Consider the following 20,409-nt stretch of genomic DNA (forward strand, 5'->3'; position numbering starts at 1 on the left):
TTTCCCCCTCGTTATCCTGTTATACCTTGGTAAATAAGACGTAGCCCAATAATGATCAGAACCAATTTCAGCATGTTCTCAAGTGCTGAGCTGTTCAGGCGTGTATTCACAAAAGCTCCAAGTTTCGCACCAAGCCAAGCCCCTGGAATCAAGGCAATCACATATGGCCAATGAACATTCCCCAGAGAGATATGCGTGATGGAATTCGTAATGGAAGATAAAAATACCATGAACATCGATGTCGCCACAGCCACATGGGGCGGGAAGAAAAATACCAGCATCATGACCGGGACCATGAGCGATCCTCCGCCAATGCCAAATAACCCGGAACTGATCCCCACGACAAATGAGATGGATATGGCCACCAAGGGCTGATATCCATAAGTGGATGCCTGTCCATTTTTGTTTATATAAGTCTTGGTGATTTTTCCGGTCCCCGGTTTGAAGGTGATCGGTCGCAATCTATCTTTCACCAATAAGACGATGGCCATCACTATCATAAAAAGGCCGAAGTACAGCGAAAATGCATCCACATTGAGAACTTTGTTCACATAAGCTCCGATGATCCCCCCTGGGGCGCTTCCAGCAAAGAAAATGAGACCGGCCTTATAATCCACTACTTTATGCTTCATATAAGATAAAGTGGAAGCCAATCCAGTGAAAATCATGATGACTGTTGAAACACCAACCGCTACTTGTGGCGTCAAGGCGCCCATCACCTCTGTGGAGCTACCTAGAAATAAGAGCGAAGGCACTATGATGATTCCGCCCCCTAATCCTACAAGGGCCCCGATTGTACCCGCCAATAAACCCACACTAATTAATAATACCCATATCATGAAGAAATCCGCCTTTATCGATTTGTGAGCTAAAGCTCTTCTTCTAGTTTGCCCACCCAGTCTTTATTCATTATATAGTCCAAATTAAAACAAACCAAGTTGCTTAGGAGCCAATCCTTCATATGTAAGGCCTAGCAAATCGATAAATTGTTTGGCATTATCCGCCGCGTCCCCACCAGAGTTATTGTTGAACAATACATATACATCCTTACTCTGCTTTTCTAATAGGCGAAGTTTTCCCACCCAGTCGGTTAATTCCTGTTGGTTATAGCGATATAAATAGCGCACTTCCCGCCAGTTTGCTCCAGAAGCTGGTTTCTGCCAACCGTGGATATTGCGTCCATGAAAGCGTACTAACGTTTTATCTGGATGCGTAGCCTTGAGGACAAGGGGGATGGAACCTTCTCCTGCCTTTGGTTCGTCACATACCGTGTGAATCCACCCTTCTTGCTCGATGAACTCGAGTGTCTGCTGGACCCTATTCGGTCGGTACCAACTTTGGTTCCTGAACTCAATGGCCACAGGAATATCCCCCATCTCCGCCCTACACCATCGGAGATACTGAACATTCTCCCGTTTGCAATCAAACCATGGCGGAAACTGAAAAAGGACCATCGCGAGTTTACCCGACTTTTGAAAAGCTTCAAGAGATTCCCGGAATGCAGTGAACATCTCTTTTTTACTTTCAAAAGGAATCTCACCTCTTTGGTGACCAGTCATTCCCTGATAGGCTTTTACAACAAATTGAAAGGAATCTGGTGTCTCGGCTATCCACTTTTCTATATTCCGCCTCGGCTGAATGGCATAAAAAGATGCATCCACCTCAACCGTTGGAAAATGCGCTCCATATACCTTCAGCTTGTCACGAGTGGGAACTTTATCGAATGATAATGAATCATGGTCCCCCCAACCTGTTAAGCCAATGTATATCACTCTTCACCCCTCCTAAACCACTTATACTATACTTTTTTTACCCTTTCACTACTGACTTCAAAACGTATAAGCACTGTCACTCGATTCACTCTTCCTGCTTCTCATACGACTGGTTTCCTATTCCTTTATCATATCAAAATCTACCGGTTGTTACACATACATCCAGCAAGAATTCTTCCCTTTTAACCTATCATTTCGTGCAGATAATGAGTAAATGAAAAAGGCCCTTGGATAAGGACCTTTTTCAGACTTAATATTTTAGAACCATTCAGCCAAAACGGTTCAGTTTATTCATCATGATGCCTAATCGCACCACTATGATCCCTTCCATGACTCTTAGAACGATTTCCGGAAACCGGCTGGGAGTTCGGTTCCCCCTTTTTCAGGAATATCCCAGTCAGCCCTAAAACAAGGCTAACACCGATTCCTACGAAAACCCATTCTTTATTCTGAATCAGCCAATCCACAATATCCACCTCTACCTATATGTACTTTCTTTTAAAGACAAAAAAAGTACCTGCTTGATTGGTACTTTCCCTTCAATCGTCTAAACCCTTTAAGATGATCAACAGAAAAAAATAGAAGAAGACGAACTAAGTTCGCCTTCTTCCGGCAAAGGAAAACCGAAATGGCATGTGCACACCCGGTTTCCTTCACTTTATTCCATCTACAACGTTTGTTTAAAACATATATAGATGATTAACCAATAGAACCTTCCATTTCGAACTTGATTAAGCGGTTCATTTCTACCGCATATTCCATCGGAAGCTCTTTTGTGAATGGCTCAATGAAGCCCATGACGATCATTTCTGTTGCTTCTTGCTCAGAGATTCCACGGCTCATCAAGTAGAACAATTGCTCTTCTGATACTTTGGAAACCTTCGCTTCATGCTCAAGAGAAATATTGTCATTTAAAATTTCATTGTATGGGATTGTATCAGATGTTGACTGATTATCCATGATTAATGTATCACATTCGATATTTGAGCGGGCTCCCTCGGCTTTACGTCCGAAATGGACCATACCACGGTAAGTTACTTTCCCGCCTTGTTTAGAAATCGATTTTGATACGATTGTTGAAGAAGTGTTAGGAGCAAGGTGAATCATTTTCGCTCCTGCATCTTGATGTTGACCCTTACCAGCAATGGCAATGGATAATGTCATACCACGAGCGCCTTCACCTTTTAAGATGACGGCTGGGTATTTCATCGTCAATTTAGAACCGATGTTTCCATCAATCCATTCCATCGTTGCATTCGCATCACAAACCGCACGTTTCGTAACCAAGTTAAACACATTGTTAGCCCAGTTTTGAATTGTCGTATAACGGCAATATGCGTCTTTTTTGATGACAATTTCCACGACCGCACTATGAAGGGAATTGGTTGTATAAACTGGTGCTGTACAACCTTCAACATAATGAACGGATGCTCCTTCATCGACGATGATCAGCGTACGTTCGAATTGACCCATGTTTTCTGAGTTAATACGGAAGTATGCTTGAAGCGGTGTATCCACTTTCACGCCTTTTGGTACATAGATGAATGATCCACCGGACCATACAGCTGAATTCAAGGCAGCGAATTTATTATCCGTTGGCGGAATCGTTTTACCGAAATGCTCGCGGAAGATATCTTCATTTTCACGAAGAGCGGAATCCGTATCTTTAAATACGATACCCATGTCTTCTAATTCTACCTTCATGTTGTGGTAAACCACTTCGGATTCATATTGAGCAGAAACCCCTGCTAAATATTTTTGCTCCGCTTCAGGAATTCCTAATTTATCAAACGTTTGCTTGATTTCATCAGGCACTTCATCCCATGATTTCTCGGACTTCTCAGATGGTTTCACATAGTAAGTGATTTCGTCGAAGTTCAAGCTTTTTAGGTCTCCGCCCCACTGAGGCATCGGCATATTGTAAAAATGCTCCAATGATTTCAAACGGAAATCTAGCATCCATTGTGGTTCACTTTTCATGCGTGAAATTTCTTCCACGATTTCTTTTGTCAGGCCGCGCTTTGAACGGAAGATGGAAATATCTTTATCCGCAAAGCCATATTTATAATCGCCAATTTCAGGCATCTTTTTAGCCATAGCTTGTATTCCTCCATTTCAAATGGCTGAATCTACAACAGCTCATTTAAATTTAATTATTCCTTTAAACCTTTTTCCATGGCCTTCCAGGCTAGAGTCGCGCACTTGATTCGTGCAGGGAACTTAGAGACCCCTTGAAGTGCTTCAATGTCACCAAGGTCGATTTCATCATCATACTCTTTTCCTTGTATCATTTCTGAAAAAGTCTTGGACATCGCTAAAGCCGTATCTATATCTTTTCCTTTGATGGCTTGAGTCATCATGGAAGCCGAGCTCATTGAAATCGAACAGCCATCGCCATCGAATTTAACATCACTGACCTTATTGTTTTCGATTTTCATCGTTAAACGAATACGATCGCCGCATGTGGGATTATTCATATCGATGGTCAAACTTCCATCTTCAAGCATACCCTTGTTACGGGGTTTCTTATAGTGATCCATGATGACCTGACGGTAAAGTGTATCTAAGTTATCAAAAGACATTACTGAAATACTCCTTCGTTTTGACAAGCCCGGACACTAGCTTATCGATCTCTTCTTCCGTGTTATATAGATAGAAACTTGCTCTTGCTGTCGATGATACGTCCAGCCATTTCATTAAAGGCTGAGCGCAATGATGACCGGCACGGACAGCGATTCCATCTGCATCTAGGACGGTAGCGACGTCATGTGGATGGACGTCATCTATATTAAAGGTTACTACACCGGCACGTTTTTTCGGATCTTTTGTGCCATAAATCGTAAGGCCTTCCACTTCAGACAACTTATCGATCGCATAGGCAGCAAGTTTGTGTTCATGCTGTTCGATTTGATCCATGCCGATTTCTTCCAAGAAATCAATGGCAGCACCAAGACCGATGGCACCTGCGATGATTGGAGTTCCGGCTTCGAATTTCCAAGGGAGTTCTTTCCAAGTAGATTCATACAAACCTACGAAGTCGATCATCTCTCCACCAAATTCAATCGGCTCCATTTTTTCGAGAAGTTCCTTTTTACCATATAATACGCCGATTCCAGTCGGACCGACCATTTTATGGCCTGAAAGAGCAAAGAAATCACAATCTAAATCACGGACATCCACTTTCATATGCGGTGTACTTTGCGCTCCGTCCACCACCATGATTGCATGATGTTCATGCGCGATCTTTGCGATTTCCTTAACAGGATTAATCACACCAAGCACATTGGAAACCTGCATGACAGACACGATTTTCGTGGCATCCGTAATGGTAGCCCGCACATCATCAAGCGAAATCGTTCCATCCTCTTGTAGCGGAATATATTTCAGTACAGCACCCTTTTCTTTAGCGAGCTGCTGCCATGGAATGATATTACTATGATGTTCCATATAGGAGATGACAATTTCGTCACCTTCTTTAATATTTGCACCACCGTAACTCTTCGCTACGGTATTTAAGGATGTAGTCGTTCCTCTAGTGAATATGATTTCTTCAGTAGAGGATGCATTGATGAATTTACGAACTTTTTCACGTGCACCTTCATACGCATCCGTAGCTTTTGTTCCAAGTGTATGCACACCACGGTGAACATTAGAGTTGAAACCGCGGTAATAATTTTCAATCGTTTCAATGACAGCAGCCGGTTTTTGAGATGTTGCAGCGCTGTCTAAATAAACTAATGGCTGACCATTGACTTCTTGATCTAATATCGGAAAAAGCTTACGAATTTCGTATGGGTTCATTACTGTACTTTCCTTTCAATGACCTCGACTAGTTGTTTTCTAACTCCTTCGATTGGAAGTTGATTTACAACAGGGGCCAAGAATCCGTGAATGACAAGTCTTTCTGCTTCTTTTTTCGCGATACCACGACTCATCAAGTAATAAAGTTGAAGGGGATCAACACGGCCGACAGACGCAGCATGTCCTGCCGTAACATCATCCTCATCGATTAACAGGATTGGGTTAGCGTCTCCACGTGCCTTTTCACTTAACATCAATACACGTGATTCCTGTTCCGCATTGGCCTTTGTTGCACCATACTCTATTTTACCAATACCATTAAAGATGGTTGATGCACTGTCTTTCATAACACCATGCTTAAGGATGAAGCCTTCAGAGCGTTTTCCGAAATGAACAACGGCTGTCGTGAAGTTTTGTTTTTGTTCCCCGCGTCCAACCACTACGGATTTTGTATCTCCGTAAGAGCCATCACCTATTAGATTGGTTGTATTATCTGAAATCGTATTACCATCGTTCATCAATCCAAGTGCCCACTCAAGACGAGCATCGCGTGCAACTACCCCACGACGGTTCACATATGTTGTGAATCCTTTGGATAGAGTGTCAACAGCACCATATTCCACTTTCGCATTTGCATTCGCAAACACTTCCGTTACGATATTAGCGATGCCTTCATTAGACTCAACGGCCGAGAAGTAGTTCTCCACGTATGTTACAGAACTATTATCTTCCGCTACGATCAATACGTGATTGAACAGTGTAGTTTCAGGATTATCCACCAAGAATACTGCTTGGATTGGTTCTTTGATTTCTACATTTTTCGGAACATATAGGAATGCTCCCCCGTTAAGCAATGCAGCATGTAGAGCCGTTAAACGGTGTTCATTCACTTTCACGCCATCTTTCATGAAATACTTCTGTACTAACTCAGCATGATCTCGAGCCGCTGTGAAAATATCCGTGAAGATAACGCCTTGTTCTTTTATAGCTGCTGACAAATTAATATGTGCCGGCGTATTATTGCGTTGAATGTATAGATTTTCATTTTCTTCAATGATCGATTTAATCTCTTTTGGAAGTTCTTCTAAAGAAGCAAATGCTTCACTTTCAACCGTATGGGTTTTGAATGAAGTGAAATTCCATTTATCTATCTTCGTTTTATCCGGTCTAGGCATCGGAAGCTCTTCTAAATCTGAAAAAGCTTTGATTCGAAGGTCTGATAGCCAAGATGGCTCATTATTTTTTGTTGAATAAGAGCTTATGTCCTCTTTTTCAAGCGATAATTTCATTTCTGTAGTCATTGCAAATCCTCCTACTTACGCTTCTTCGCCAACAGTTTCGTCTTCAATGCCCAATTCTTGTTTAATCCAGTCATAACCTTCTGCTTCTAGTCGTGCAGCTAATTCAGGACCGCCTGATTTAACGACGCGACCTTGCATCATAACGTGTACGAAATCAGGTGTGATGTAGTTTAGTAGACGTTGGTAGTGAGTGATGATCAAGCAACCGAAGTCTTCTCCACGCATTTCATTGATTCCTTTAGAAACGACTTTAAGTGCATCGATATCAAGACCTGAGTCAATTTCATCCAAAATGGCGATTTTTGGTTGAATCATCATTAATTGAAGGATTTCATTACGTTTTTTCTCTCCGCCAGAGAATCCTTCATTCAAATAACGTTGAGCCATATCTTCATCCATTTCAAGGAATTCCATGTTTTTATCCATTTGACGGATGAATTTCATAAGTGAAACTTCGTCGCCTTCTTCACGGCGTGCATTGACAGCCGAACGCAAGAAGTCTGCATTTGTAACACCACTGATTTCACTTGGATATTGCATAGCAAGGAAAAGACCAACACGAGCACGTTCGTCAACTTCCATTTCCAATACGTCTTCACCATCAAAACTGATGCTTCCGCTTGTTACTTCATATTTAGGGTGACCCATGATTGCTGAAGATAAAGTGGATTTACCTGTTCCGTTCGGCCCCATGATTGCATGGATTTCTCCGCCTTTTACTTCCAGGTTAACCCCTTTTAAAATTTCTTTGCCTTCTATTGATACATGAAGATCTTTTACCGTTAATGTTGAACCTGACATAATAATACCTCCGTGAACTTAATTCCTATTTTATTACAGAAAGTGAAAATCACTTTCTTGTCTATAGTTTTCAAAAAATCATTCTCACTTTATTCTCATTACAATTTTATAACAAATCCAATTTAGAATCAACTAATATAGATGGAGGTTTTTACTCGCTAGGGAGTGGAAACCTGCCCTATTGTTATAAAACGACCGTATAAAGGCTTTTCACTGCAAATATGCCCTTATTTTAGTTTTCGTTAATGTTAGCTAATTATTCGGGATTCCATTCATAATAAGATATTCCCGAAAAGTTCAAGGGGAAGACGGTTGGCCCTTATCATGAAAAAAATCGATCTGCAGGAGTAATGAGCAGGATCCGGTACGTACAACAGATCACTTTTCATTTTACCTCTACAGACCGATTTTTGAAAGACTCTAATATATGCTTATCCGTGGATTTTACGTTGTAATTCCAGAACCATTTTATTGCATTGCTCATGTTCCCTATCTCTTACTTTTTCAACCTCGATACGAAGGTCTAAATTTCTGCTGTATTCACTGTACCCAACCCCATGTGATAACTGCATAGCTTTTTCCATTTCGCTCGTTACGTTTAAATCTAAAGTATTGATAGTGAACCATCCTTTCAAATTTGTGAATCATTTTGTTTCTTCGTCTATTCTATACCCTTTGCTTTCAACTTTAAACCCCAACTTAAAAACGACCTGGAAATCCAGGTCGTCTTTCGTTGCTTTATTCCTTTGCAGGTACGACTGCACCCTCATATTCCTCAAGAATGAAATCTTGAATTTCTTTGGAATGTAATACTTCCACAAGCGTCTTGATTTCTTCTTTGTCTTCGTCACCTTTATTAACAGCGATCACGTTCACATATGGTGATTCAGAATCTTCTATTGCAATGGAATCTTTAAGTGGATTCAAGCCAGCGTCGATTGCATAGTTAGAGTTGATTAGGACCGCATCTCCTTCGCCGCTTTCATAGATCTTCGGAAGTAATGCCGCTTCATAATCTGCATCGAATTTAATGTTCTTCTTATTCTCGACAATATCTTTTACTGTAGCTGTCGTTTTATCAATGCCTTCTTTAAGAGTAATCAGGCCATTCTTTTCTAAAAGTGATAAGGCACGTCCATGGTCTGCAACAGAGCTGCTTAAAATGATTGTTGCTCCTTCTGGAAGCTTATCAATGCTTTTATATTTTTGTGAATACAAAGCAATTGGTTCAATATGGATGCCGCCTGCATTAACAAAATCATATCCATTTTCCTTAATTTGAGATTCTAAATAAGGAATGTGCTGGAAGTAGTTCGCGTCCAGTTCTTTATTGTTCAAAGCCTTGTTTGGCAAGATATAGTCTTGGAATGTTTCCACTTCCAATTCAATGCCTTTTTCTTTAAGAAGAGGAATCGCTTTTTCAAGAATCTCTGCATGTGGTACATTCGATGCACCCACCACTAACTTCTTCGTATCATCGCCACTACCTGTATCTTTCTCTTTATCCGTTCCGCAAGCCGCCAATGCAATTGATAAAACTAGAACGAATGCAATCCCTAAAAACTTTTTCATCCTTTTCATCTCCCCTTATCTTTTATCCAATTTAGAAGTAATCACATCACCGATAATCTGTATGATGAAGACAATAATTAATATGACAATCGTCGCTACCAGGGTAACGTCGTTGTGATTCCGTTGATAACCGTCCAGATAGGCTAAGTTACCCAATCCACCAGCCCCGATGACACCTGCCATTGCCGTGTATCCAACCAATGCAATCGATGTTACCGTGATGCCTGATATAAGGGCCGGCATCGATTCTGGAAGGAGGACCTTATAAATGATGGTGCTGGTTTTGGCTCCCATTGATTTAGCCGCTTCAATCACGCCTTTATCAATCTCACGAAGGCCGATTTCGACCATCCGCGCATAAAATGGTGCTGCACCGATAATGAGTGCTGGTAATGCCGCATTCTCACCAATCATGCTACCGACAAGTAATTTGGTGAACGGAATTAATAATACAATCAAGATAAGGAATGGAATCGAACGGAAAATATTAACGAAAGCACTTAACACACCGTTAACGCCCCGATTCTCCCACATATTCCCCTTGCCTGTTAAAAACAGAAGCAACCCCAATAGTATCCCTATAAAAAAGGTCGCTACAACTGAAATACTTGTCATATACAGCGTTTCTTTCGTCGCTTCTATGATGTCTTCCCAATCTACATTCGGCAATAATTCTTCAAGCATGAGTAATCACCTCCACGCCTACCTGCTGTGCTTTTATGAATTCGATTGCGCGGAGCATTTCATCTTCACTGCCATCAAGGTGGATGAACAATGTTCCATATGAGCCGCTTCTCGTTTGTGATATTTTCCCCTGGACAATGTTCACATCCAACTCAAAATTACGTACCAATTTTGTGATCAACGGGCTTTCTGCATGATCCCCCACGAATGTCAGTTGAATCACTTTTCCTGCTGGATACCGTTCAAACAAATGCTCCATCGTTTCTTTTGTCTCTTCTGGTTCTGTCACCTGCTGAACAAAACGCTTAGTCATCTGTTCTTTAGGGTTTCTGAATACTTCCAGGACAGCTCCCTGTTCGACTACCCGTCCACTTTCCATCACAGCCACTCGATTGCAAATCTTCCGAATGACATGCATCTCATGTGTAATCAAGACAATGGTTAAACCAAGGCGTTGATTTATATCCACAAGCAATTCCAGGATGGAATCGGTTGTCTGGGGATCTAGAGCGGACGTGGCCTCATCACACAAAAGCACTTTCGGGTTATTGGCAAGAGCCCTCGCTATTCCCACCCTTTGCTTCTGTCCACCACTTAGCTGCGATGGATACGCTTTTTCTCTTCCTTCCAATCCAACTAACTTAATGAGTTCATTGACGCGCTTGATGCGTTCTTGCTTGGAGATGCCCGCAATTTCCAGAGGAAAGGATATATTTTCTTGAACGGTCCTTGACCACAAGAGATTAAAATGCTGAAAAATCATGCTAATCTCTTGACGGGCTTTACGAAGCTTAGACCCTTTAATTGTTGAAACTTCATTTCCCGCAACGTTCACGGAGCCCTCAGTAGGCCGTTCCAACCCATTCAGCATACGTATGAGCGTACTCTTGCCAGCCCCACTGTATCCGATGACTCCGAAAATCTCGCCTTTATTTATTTCTAAATTCACACTATTCACGGCATGAATCGTTTCGCTATTTCCTTTTCCTGTTCGAAAAAGTTTACTGACGTTTGACAATGTAATCATGTATGCTCACCTCTTTATCCAATTAAGCCTATGAATTTAGTCGATTTATTTTTATGGCCTCCTGATGAATCTATCCTCTATGATTCAAAGAAAATAGAAAAAGCCCTTCTGCATGAGCAGAAAGGCAGGGAAAAGCAGGCCTTCCTCTCATCTCCCAAAGCCTCTACGCTTTGTGTGAATTGGCACCTTTCCAAGGAAAATCCTTGTCGGTTGCCGGGTTTCAACGGGCACATCCCTCCACCTCTCTTGATAAGAGCTATATATGGACTATTCTTTTTTGTCTTAACATTCACTTTACTATGTCTGAAATTTTAACACAGATAAAAAAGGAGTGCAATGTAAAATCCTAGGGTGTACCTGTTTCTCCATTAAACTCTTTGAGAATTCACTGACACGATATTCGTCGCTTTTTCAATCGCTTGCTCTAGATCTTCAAGTAAATCGTCTACATTTTCAATACCGATTGAAAGGCGAACCTGGTCGGCGCTGACACCGGCCTTGACCAGTCCTGCATCATTCAATTGCTGGTGAGTTGTACTTGCTGGGTGGATGATTAGGCTTTTAGCATCCCCGACATTGGCGACATGCGACCATAACTCTACCGAATTGATGAGTGTGGAACCTGCTTCACGTCCACCCTTAATTCCAAACGTCACCACAGATCCGGCTCCCTTAGGCAAATATTTATCCACAAGGGCTTTATCGGGATGATCATCGTTACCCGGATAAGAAACCCATGAGACTGCCGGATGGTTCTCCAAGTATTGAATGACTGTCCTCGTATTCAACAGGTGTTCCTTCATCCTGACATGGAGCGTTTCCAGGCCAAGCGTGAACTGGAATGCACTTTGAGCACTTAACGTCGGTCCCAAATCCCGAAGCAATTGCACACGCGCTTTCGTGATAAAGGCAGCAGGCCCTACCGCTTCGGAATAGACAAGTCCATGATAACTAGGGTCAGGTTCCGTAAAGCCTGGATAATTAGGCGAATTCCAATCGAATTTACCACCGTCGATGATGACTCCCCCTAATGTCGTACCGTTACCCAATAGCCACTTTGTAGCTGAATGGATGACAATATCCGCCCCAAAGTCTATTGGTCGGCACAGATACGGCGTTGCGAAAGTGTTATCGATGATAAGAGGTATCCCTGCTTCGTGGGCTATTTCCGCCACTTTTTCGATATCAAGAACCCTTAAGCTTGGGTTGCCGATTGTTTCGGCAAATATGGCCTTCGTTCGTGGAGTGATTGCCCGTTTGAAATTTTCCGGATCATCAGGTGAGACGAATTTCACTTTGATTCCGTATTTAGGGAGTGTATTTTCAAATAAATTATAGGTCCCGCCGTACAGTGTTGAAGCAGAAACGATTTCATCCCCCATACCAGCGATATTAAGGATGGAAAGGGATATAGCGGCCATGCCGCTTGCAACTGCCAATCCACCGATTCCCCCTTCTAACAGGGCCATTCTTTCTTCAAAGACACTGACAGTGGGATTGTGAAGCCTCGTATAGATATAGCCATTCTCTTTTAATCCAAACAGATTCGCTGCATGATCTGTATCTTTGAACAAATAAGCATTACTTTGATAAATGGGCACGGCGCGGGCACCCGTTTCGTCGACTTTTAAACCGCCATGCACACTCAACGTCTCAAAGCGGTAATTTTTTTCTGTCATTATATTCTCCCCTTCTTCCATTGTTTTAGTAGGGATTAAAGCGATATTGCCTCTTCTCTTGTTATATGCAAGGAACCTTATAATATGAAGAAGTCGGAACTTCCCGCCACCGTCCATAGAAATTTCCCTATTGAACGATGTCGCCTGGATAAGCGCGTTTTGTAAATGGCAGACATTCCATCCTCGTGTATGATGCGTCTATAACGTATGTACTTCATACAAAATATAGCACTTTAGTAGCAGGTAGTCAATTAGTTATTAGAATATTCAATCATTAATACGAATGCTATTTCCCCCCCATGACTTTAACAAAAAAACCAATCCATGTAGGATCGGCTTTTAGCTTATCTCTTTCAGCAATCCATACAAATAAGGAACAGACTGAAAGGCATATATTTTTTTTGTCATCTTTCCTTTTTCAAAAAGCAAAAGACAAGGTACGCTCTCAATTTCATATCGTTCAGCCAATGTCTGGACATAATTCATGTTCATTTTTCCAGCCTTCATTTCCGGGAACAGCTCTAGTGTTATGGAAAGCATTCTTGAAGCCACCTGGCAGGTTCCACACAAAGGTGTGTATAGATATAAGCTAAAAGTGTTCCCTTGATCAACAGCTTGCTTAAAGTCTTCTTCTTTCCATTCCTCCATCAGTTACTCTTCCATCCTTTTACTTGTAAATTTAGTTTTCACTTTCATATTTGCAGTTAGTAGCACGGAAGCGATGTGATGTTCTGGGGTATCCTCGACTTCCTTGTACATCCTATCTATGTACAAATGCCTTGCTTCCGGCAGTTCCCGACGAAATTGTTTCCTTAGCTTTTCCCCTGACTCATCTGCGTCAAAAAGGATGTAAACGTCCCTGCCTATCAATTCATCCACCATTTCATCCAACTTCGTTAAAGAAATGGTGCCATTGGTACATCTGATTTCCACTTCTTCGTCCAGAACGGATGCCACTTTGCGCTTGTCTGAAAGGCCTTCAACCATAATCACTTTATCGGGTACATCCCATTCCATCTCATCACCCCGTCTCCACTCAAATTGAAAAAGAGCAGGCTTAATTAAAGCCTCCCCCCTCACCTTACTTACCCGTTTATCAGGCTATCATATTCGTTTGCACTCATCAGTTTTTCAACTTCACTGCTGTCTGATGGTTCAAGGACGATCATCCATGCTTTTTCAAACGGAGATTCATTAACGAATTCAGGATTGTCATTTAACTCTTCATTGATTTCAACGACCTTGCCGCTAATCGGAGCATAAAGTTCAGATACCGTTTTAACGGATTCTACACTGCCAAAGGGCTCGTTCGCTTTCAGTTCAGATCCAATCTCTGGAAGTTCAACAAAAACGATGTCCCCAAGTTCCGACTGAGCGAATTCAGTAATCCCTATTCGTACTGTACCCTCTTCCGTTTTGACCCATTCATGTTCTTTTGTATAACGAAGTTCTTTTGGCGTTGACATATTAATTCCCTCCATATTACAGCTTATATTTTATCTATTACATTATAAGGTAGATTCTTTGTCATGATAAGGAATTATCCAAATGTTTTGTAAAGTCTTAGCTCCAGGTCTCATCGAATTGTTCTTCTTTGAAACCTACTGTCACCTTTGAACCGTCCGTAACAATCGGCCTTTTCAAAAGCATGCCATCCGTAGCCAATATATCGAGCATCTCGTTCTCTGAAGCTTCTTTCAGTTTGTCTTTTAAACCAAGCTCGCGGTATTTTTGCCCGCTCGTATTGAAAAACTTCTTCAACTCTAATCCACTATTTTTATATAACTGTTCAATTTCTGCCCGAGAAGGGGGATTTTCCACGAGATGAATCGCTTCATATTGCAATTCATGACGGTCCAGCCACTTCTTTGCATTACGGCATGTGCCGCATTTTGGGTACCAGTATAAAGTTAAGCCCATCGTTTCACCACCTACCCTTAGAATACCCGTTTTTTTGGGGCAATACAACGAAAGACTCTCTTTGCATCTCTATGAAAATCCCACAAAAAAATAAAGGAAATACCCAAGACGGGCATTCCCTTTATTGTGGACTTTAATGCTTAAAGTGCGTATTTTTCATTTTCGATTACTTTGACGGAAGCTTCGCGTTTTTTCGCAATGACATTGATTGGGTTATGTCTAGTCAACTTGCGTAGTGAAGAAAGCATGATGCGAAGTGTATCGCCAGTTTCAACAGCAATCAACGTTTCTTTCGCATGTTGTTCGATTTCATTGAAAGCTTCTTGAACGAAGATTTCAGTGTAAAGCACTTTTTGTTGGTTCTTTTCTAGACCCGTAGTCGCGATTGCTTTTTCCGTACGTAAGACCACGGATTCAGCAGCATAGGCAAGAGATACGATATCCGCAATATTTGAAAGGATTTCTTGTTCTTGATCAAGTTTTTTACCGAATTTTTGTGCAGCAAGACCTGCAGCCAGAATGCCAATTTTCTTAGCATTTCTAACTAGCATTTTTTCTTGTGCCAATGGCTCGTCGCCTGGTTCTTCCGGCATCATCATCATTAACTCTTCTTGTAGGCCTTGAGCTTTTTGAAGAAGTGGAAGTTCACCTTTAAGGGCTTTTTTCAGGAATGTGCCTGGAACGAGCAAACGGTTAATTTCATTTGTTCCTTCAAAGATACGGTTAATACGAGAGTCACGGTACGCTTTCTCGATTTCATATTCTTGCATGAAGCCGTAACCGCCATGAAGCTGTACCCCTTCATCCGTTACATAATCCAACACTTCCGAAGCGAAGAATTTATTCAATGAACACTCGATTGCATATTCAGCAACGGCTGCTGCCATGGACTTGCCATCTTTTACTTGCTCATCAGTCAGTTTGCTTTGTCTTTGGTCATAAAGGCCGACCGTACGGTATACAGAGCTTTCTGCCGCATAAATCTTAGAAGCCATCGTCGCTAATTTTTCTTTCGTTAAGTTAAAGTCGGAAATTTTCGTTTTGAATTGTTGACGCTGATTTGTATAAGCAGCTGTCAGTTCAAGGGCGCGTTTTGAACCACCTACTGCACCGACTCCCAATTTATAACGTCCAATGTTCAAGATATTGAAGGCAATGACATGACCTTTACCAGCGACACCTAGAAGGTTCTCAACCGGAACGGCTACATCTTCAAGGATCAAAGTACGTGTAGAAGAACTCTTAATGCCCATTTTCTTTTCTTCGGCACCTGTAGAGACACCAGGATATTCACGTTCTACGATGAAAGCGGAAAACTGTTCGCCATCGATCTTAGCGTAAACACAGAATACATCTGCAAATCCTGCATTCGTGATCCATTGTTTTTCTCCATTTAAAATATAATGAGTGCCTTCTGCATTTAATTTCGCCGTCGTTTTCGCACCCAGTGCATCAGATCCCGAGCTCGGTTCAGTTAAAGCGTATGCCGCAATTTTTTCACCTGTTGCAAGTAGTGGAAGGTACTTTTGTTTTTGCTCTTCATTACCGAATAATACGATAGGTAATGAACCGATCCCTACGTGTGCACCGTGCGTAATTCCGAATCCGCCAGCTAGTGCCATTTTTTCCGTAATTAAAGCGGAGCTGATTTTATCAAGGCCAAGACCGCTATACTCTTCTGGTACGTCAGCACCTAGTAAGCCAATTTCCCCAGCATGCTTCAGCAATTTTACAGAACGGTCAAATTCATGGTTTTCAAGATGTTCAACTTGTGGAAGGACCTCATTCATTACGAAATCTTCAGAAGTTTTGGCAATCATTTTGTGCTCATCAGAATAATCCTCTGGTGTAAACACTTGATCATACGTAATATCTTCGACTAAAAATGCTCCACCTTTAATCAAGTTATCTGTTGTTTGATTGGACATGAAAATTCCTCCTATATGGTAAGTTTCATTATGGTAAGTTTCATTGAAGGCCCGGATACATGACGCACCTGCATCCGGGCAAAAGGTTCTATGCTAATAATTCGAATACTCCGGCAGCACCCATGCCGCCGCCGATACACATTGTGACGACTCCGAATTGTTGGTTCCTGCGTTTCATTTCATGAAGCAGGCTTAGGGTCAATTTGGCACCCGAACAACCAAGTGGATGACCAAGGGCAATCGCCCCTCCATTGACGTTGACAATCTCTTCGTTCAAACCAAGCTCCCGGATGATTTGAATGGATTGAGAAGCGAACGCCTCATTCAATTCGAACAAACCGATATCAGATAGCTCAAGCCCTGCAAGTTTTAATGCTTTAGGAATCGCAGCGATTGGGCCGATCCCCATGATTTCTGGCGGAACTCCCGCTACAGCAAAGGAACGGAACTTACCGATTGGCTTCATGCCTAAAGAGGAAGCTTTCTCTCCCTCCATGACCATGACGGCAGCAGCTCCATCACTTGTTTGCGATGAATTTCCTGCGGTAACGGATCCAGTTACGGAAAAGGCCGGTCTTAGCTTTTTAAGGACTTCGACCGTCGTTCCCTCACGGACACCTTCATCTTGAGTGAATTGAAATTTCTTTTCCTGTAATTTCAAATCCGGGCCTACAGAACGGAGCGTTACGTCTACCGGAACGATCTCATCAGAAAATTTTCCTTCTGCAATGGCCTTCGCCGCTCTTTGATGGCTACGTACAGCAAACGCATCTTGGTCTTCACGGGAAATCCCATATTTATTCGCTACAGCTTCTGCTGTGTGGCCCATGCCCATGTAATACTCAGGCGCCGTTTCAGCAAGATTTGCATTCGGACGGGTAACATGGCCCATCATTGGCACTAGACTCATAGATTCTGCACCACCCGCGATGACCGTATCGCTTTGGCCGAGCATGATTCTTTCCGCTCCATATGCAATGCTTTGCAAACCACTCGAACAGTAACGATTGATGGTAATGGCCGGCACCGTGTATGGCAAGCCCGCCAATGCCCCGATATTCCTTGCCATATTCAGGCCTTGCTCTGCCTCTGGCATCGCACAGCCGATGATCAAATCATCGATATTGCCTTCATAATTTCCAGCACGCTTTAACGTTTCCTTCACCACAAGAGCCCCTAAATCATCTGGACGAACGTTAGCAAGAGAACCTTTTTTTGCTCTTCCTACCGGAGTCCTTGCTCCAGCTACTATTACTGCTTCTTTCATGAGGATCCCCCTTACTTCATTTTTAAGCTATCAACCTATTGAACTTTGATTACTTGACTCTATCTTTGGACGATCAATTAGTTACGAAGTGGTTTTCCCTTAACAAGCATGTGTTGCATCCTTTGTTGTGATTTCGGTGTTGAAATCAATTTTAAGAAAGCTTGTTTTTCTAGGTCCAGGATATACTGTTCATCTACTTCTGTACCGAATGGAAGTTTCCCACCAGCCAGGACATACGCAAGCTCTTTAGCGATGACAAGGTCATGCTCGGATAGGAAGCCTGAAAGACGCATCGATTCTGCACCTAAAAGAAGTGCTGCATAACCTGTCTCACCAACCACAGGGATTTTCGTGCGGGTTGGTGCTGTGTAACCTTGGTCATACATTGAAATGACTGACTGCTTCGCATCATATAACTGATGGTCGGAATTCACACTGATTCGATCGGAAGCACCAAGGAAATTATTTTCGCGCGCCTCTTCCGCAGAAGTAGAAACCTTCGCCATGGCAACCGTTTCAAATACCCGATTCGCTACCTTCTGCAAATCAAAGTCGACGCCTTTTGGCATGCTCTTCAATGTTTTCACATAAAGCTCTTTTGTTCCGCCGCCACCAGGTATCAAGCCAACGCCAGCTTCCACTAGGCCCATATACGTTTCGGTAGTCGCCTGAATGCGCGCGGCAGGAAGGGAAACTTCTGCACCTCCGCCTAACGTCATATTGAATGGCGCTACGACGACAGGGACCGCACTATATTTAATTTTCAACATTGCTTTTTGGAATTGGCTGATTACCATATCCAATTCGAATATATTGTCATCCTGGGCTTCCATCAACATCATGGCGATATTGGCGCCTACACAGAAGTTTTTGCCTTGGTTTCCAATGACCAGGCCTTTATAATTTGCTTCGGCCTCGTCAACGGCTGCATTGATCATCTGCATGATATCAAGACCAATGGCATTGTTCGGTGACGTGAACTCCAGAAGTAAGACTCCGTCGCCAATATCAATCAAACTTGCCCCACTGTTTTTCTTGATTACGCCTTTTTGCTTCTTGATCGCTTTCAGGTTGATCACCTTTGGATTCTCAAGAAGTTCCTTGTATTCACCATTGTGGTAGTAGGAAACTACACCATTTTCTTCTTTATAGAATGAAGTGATGCCTTTATCCAGCATTTCCTTCACCCATTGAGGAACAGTGACACCTTCTTGTTCTAGGCGAGCCACTGATTTTTCGACACCAATTGCATCCCATGTTTCGAAAGGTCCAGTAGACCAACCGAAGCCCCATTTCATTGCCTGGTCAATTGCCACAATATCGTCAGCAATGTCCCCTAGCAGTTGTGCGGAATACACAAGGGCTGGATTCAACACATTCCAAAGCAGGTGGCCAGCACGGTCATCACTATAAACAAGCGCTTTCATTTTATTAGAAAGACCTTTTGCCTGTTTGGCCATTTCCATAGAAGGCGTTTTCAGTTTTTTCCGTGGTTCGTATTCAAGTGTCTCAGGATTCAGTTCAAGGATTTCCTTGCCTTTTTTCAGGAAAAATCCTTGTCCGGATTTGCTTCCAAGCCAACCGTTTTCAAGCATTTTATTCATGAAGTCAGGAATGCGGAAAACTTCCCTTTCCTCTCCTTCAACCTGGTCAAATACGTTCTTCGCAACATGTGCAAAAGTATCAAGACCCACTACATCAAGCGTACGGAATGTTGCGCTCGTCGCCCTGCCAATCAATGGACCTGTTACAGAATCCACTTCACCCACGCTGTAGCCGCCTTTTTGCATTTCACGAAGGGTAACAAGCAGCCCATACGTACCGATGCGGTTGGCGATGAAATTCGGTGTATCTTTGGCTTCGACCACGCCTTTACCAAGAACGTCTTCACCAAATTCCTTCATATATTCAAGCACTTCAGGAGCAGTGGCTTTCGTAGGAATGACTTCTAAAAGTTTCAAATAGCGTGGCGGATTGAAAAAGTGGGTTCCCAAGAAATGCTTTTGGAAATCTTCGGAACGTCCCTCGGCCATCGCCTCAATTGATATACCTGATGTATTGGAAGAAATGATGCTGCCCGGTTTACGGTATTTATCAACCTGAGCAAATACACTCTGCTTCACATCAAGTCTCTCCACGACCACTTCAATTACCCAATCCACTTCATTTAAACGGCTTATATCATCTTCCAGGTTCCCCGCTTCAATCAAGGCCAGATTGCCTTTTGCCGATAACGGAGCTGGTTTTTGTTTTAGAAGTTTAGTAATCGCAGTCTGACTTATGCGGTTACGTACTTGTTTATTTTCTAAAGTAAGACCTTTTTTCTTCTCGTCCTCCGTAAGTTCACGAGGTACAATATCCAATAATAAAGTCGGAATGCCGATGTTAGCAAGGTGTGCAGCAATCCCTGATCCCATAACTCCTGACCCTAGAACAGCAGCCTTTCGTATTTGTCGAACCAAGTTCATATCCCCCTTACACAATGTATTGAATGAATGCTCATTCATTTTTGTCTCAAAAAATTTTTGAATATTTATTCTTATTACTAATATAGAATAAAATTGGAAATTCTGCAATGATTAAACAGGAAAAATTAAATATTTTTATCGTAAAACCCCTGGTTAGTTTTCACTCTTTAGAAGAAAATAACGAACAGG

General features: G+C 42.3%; 19 protein-coding genes and 1 riboswitch. All 19 genes read right to left on the reverse strand.

Annotation, left to right across the window (positions count from 1 at the left end; genetic code table 11):
• Positions 1–11: 11 nt before the first annotated feature.
• The 19 genes from ACQKL0_RS00785 to ACQKL0_RS00875 all read right to left on the reverse strand — a co-directional run bounded on the left by ACQKL0_RS00785 (position 12) and on the right by ACQKL0_RS00875 (position 20,214).
• Complete coding sequence (locus tag ACQKL0_RS00785; RefSeq protein WP_402954364.1) at positions 12–839, reverse strand: sulfite exporter TauE/SafE family protein; 828 nt, start codon at positions 837–839, stop codon at positions 12–14.
• 84 nt (positions 840–923) lie between these two features.
• Complete coding sequence (locus tag ACQKL0_RS00790; protein WP_427685708.1) at positions 924–1,772, reverse strand: DUF72 domain-containing protein; 849 nt, start codon at positions 1,770–1,772, stop codon at positions 924–926.
• Between the two features lie 287 nt (positions 1,773–2,059).
• Positions 2,060–2,239 carry a hypothetical protein gene (locus ACQKL0_RS00795; protein WP_427685709.1) on the reverse strand — a complete coding sequence of 60 codons (180 nt, stop codon included), beginning with the start codon at positions 2,237–2,239 and terminating at the stop codon, positions 2,060–2,062.
• Between the two features lie 232 nt (positions 2,240–2,471).
• Entirely contained in the window at positions 2,472–3,869 is a 1,398-nt protein-coding gene (sufB, locus tag ACQKL0_RS00800; RefSeq protein WP_402870963.1) for a Fe-S cluster assembly protein SufB, read from the reverse strand.
• Positions 3,870–3,925: 56 nt separating this feature from the next.
• Positions 3,926–4,354, reverse strand: coding sequence for a Fe-S cluster assembly sulfur transfer protein SufU (sufU, locus tag ACQKL0_RS00805; RefSeq protein WP_427685711.1), 429 nt, complete (start codon positions 4,352–4,354; stop codon positions 3,926–3,928).
• Positions 4,344–5,573: a cysteine desulfurase gene (locus ACQKL0_RS00810; protein ID WP_402954373.1), complete on the reverse strand. Its 1,230-nt coding sequence runs from the start codon at positions 5,571–5,573 to the stop codon at positions 4,344–4,346. The genes sufU and ACQKL0_RS00810 overlap by 11 nt, the downstream gene beginning before the upstream one ends.
• On the reverse strand, positions 5,573–6,874 hold the full coding sequence (gene sufD / locus ACQKL0_RS00815) for a Fe-S cluster assembly protein SufD (protein ID WP_402870955.1): 1,302 nt from the start codon (positions 6,872–6,874) through the stop codon (positions 5,573–5,575). The genes ACQKL0_RS00810 and sufD overlap by 1 nt, the downstream gene beginning before the upstream one ends.
• A 15-nt stretch (positions 6,875–6,889) precedes the next feature.
• Positions 6,890–7,675 carry a Fe-S cluster assembly ATPase SufC gene (sufC, locus tag ACQKL0_RS00820; protein WP_402870953.1) on the reverse strand — a complete coding sequence of 262 codons (786 nt, stop codon included), beginning with the start codon at positions 7,673–7,675 and terminating at the stop codon, positions 6,890–6,892.
• Positions 7,676–8,413: 738 nt separating this feature from the next.
• A complete protein-coding gene (locus tag ACQKL0_RS00825; RefSeq protein WP_427685713.1) occupies positions 8,414–9,247 on the reverse strand; it encodes a MetQ/NlpA family ABC transporter substrate-binding protein in 834 nt (277 codons plus the stop codon).
• 15 nt (positions 9,248–9,262) lie between these two features.
• On the reverse strand, positions 9,263–9,931 hold the full coding sequence (locus ACQKL0_RS00830; protein WP_402870946.1) for a methionine ABC transporter permease: 669 nt from the start codon (positions 9,929–9,931) through the stop codon (positions 9,263–9,265).
• The gene (locus ACQKL0_RS00835; protein ID WP_402870943.1) at positions 9,924–10,958 is read right to left on the reverse strand and encodes a methionine ABC transporter ATP-binding protein; all 1,035 of its coding nucleotides are present in this window, start codon (positions 10,956–10,958) and stop codon (positions 9,924–9,926) included. The genes ACQKL0_RS00830 and ACQKL0_RS00835 overlap by 8 nt, the downstream gene beginning before the upstream one ends.
• A gap of 144 nt (positions 10,959–11,102) precedes the next feature.
• Positions 11,103–11,214, reverse strand: a riboswitch (SAM riboswitch).
• 112 nt (positions 11,215–11,326) lie between these two features.
• On the reverse strand, positions 11,327–12,637 hold the full coding sequence (locus ACQKL0_RS00840) for an O-acetylhomoserine aminocarboxypropyltransferase/cysteine synthase family protein (RefSeq protein WP_427685715.1): 1,311 nt from the start codon (positions 12,635–12,637) through the stop codon (positions 11,327–11,329).
• Positions 12,638–12,976: 339 nt separating this feature from the next.
• Positions 12,977–13,285, reverse strand: a complete 309-nt coding sequence (locus ACQKL0_RS00845; protein ID WP_402870937.1) for a thioredoxin family protein — start codon at positions 13,283–13,285, stop codon at positions 12,977–12,979.
• Positions 13,286–13,288: 3 nt separating this feature from the next.
• A complete protein-coding gene (locus tag ACQKL0_RS00850) occupies positions 13,289–13,654 on the reverse strand; it encodes a toprim domain-containing protein (protein WP_402990022.1) in 366 nt (121 codons plus the stop codon).
• A 68-nt stretch (positions 13,655–13,722) separates the two neighbouring features.
• On the reverse strand, positions 13,723–14,103 hold the full coding sequence (gene gcvH, locus ACQKL0_RS00855; RefSeq protein ID WP_427685718.1) for a glycine cleavage system protein GcvH: 381 nt from the start codon (positions 14,101–14,103) through the stop codon (positions 13,723–13,725).
• Between the two features lie 97 nt (positions 14,104–14,200).
• Positions 14,201–14,557, reverse strand: a complete 357-nt coding sequence (locus ACQKL0_RS00860) for an arsenate reductase family protein (protein WP_427685720.1) — start codon at positions 14,555–14,557, stop codon at positions 14,201–14,203.
• Positions 14,558–14,697: 140 nt separating this feature from the next.
• Entirely contained in the window at positions 14,698–16,485 is a 1,788-nt protein-coding gene (locus ACQKL0_RS00865) for an acyl-CoA dehydrogenase family protein (protein WP_427685722.1), read from the reverse strand.
• An 88-nt stretch (positions 16,486–16,573) separates the two neighbouring features.
• Complete coding sequence (locus ACQKL0_RS00870; RefSeq protein WP_427685723.1) at positions 16,574–17,752, reverse strand: acetyl-CoA C-acetyltransferase; 1,179 nt, start codon at positions 17,750–17,752, stop codon at positions 16,574–16,576.
• Positions 17,753–17,829: 77 nt separating this feature from the next.
• A complete protein-coding gene (locus ACQKL0_RS00875) occupies positions 17,830–20,214 on the reverse strand; it encodes a 3-hydroxyacyl-CoA dehydrogenase NAD-binding domain-containing protein (protein WP_427685725.1) in 2,385 nt (794 codons plus the stop codon).
• Positions 20,215–20,409: the final 195 nt, after the last annotated feature.

This window comes from Peribacillus sp. NPDC097264 (assembly GCF_050277925.1).
Taxonomy (GTDB): Bacteria; Bacillota; Bacilli; order Bacillales; family DSM-1321; genus Peribacillus.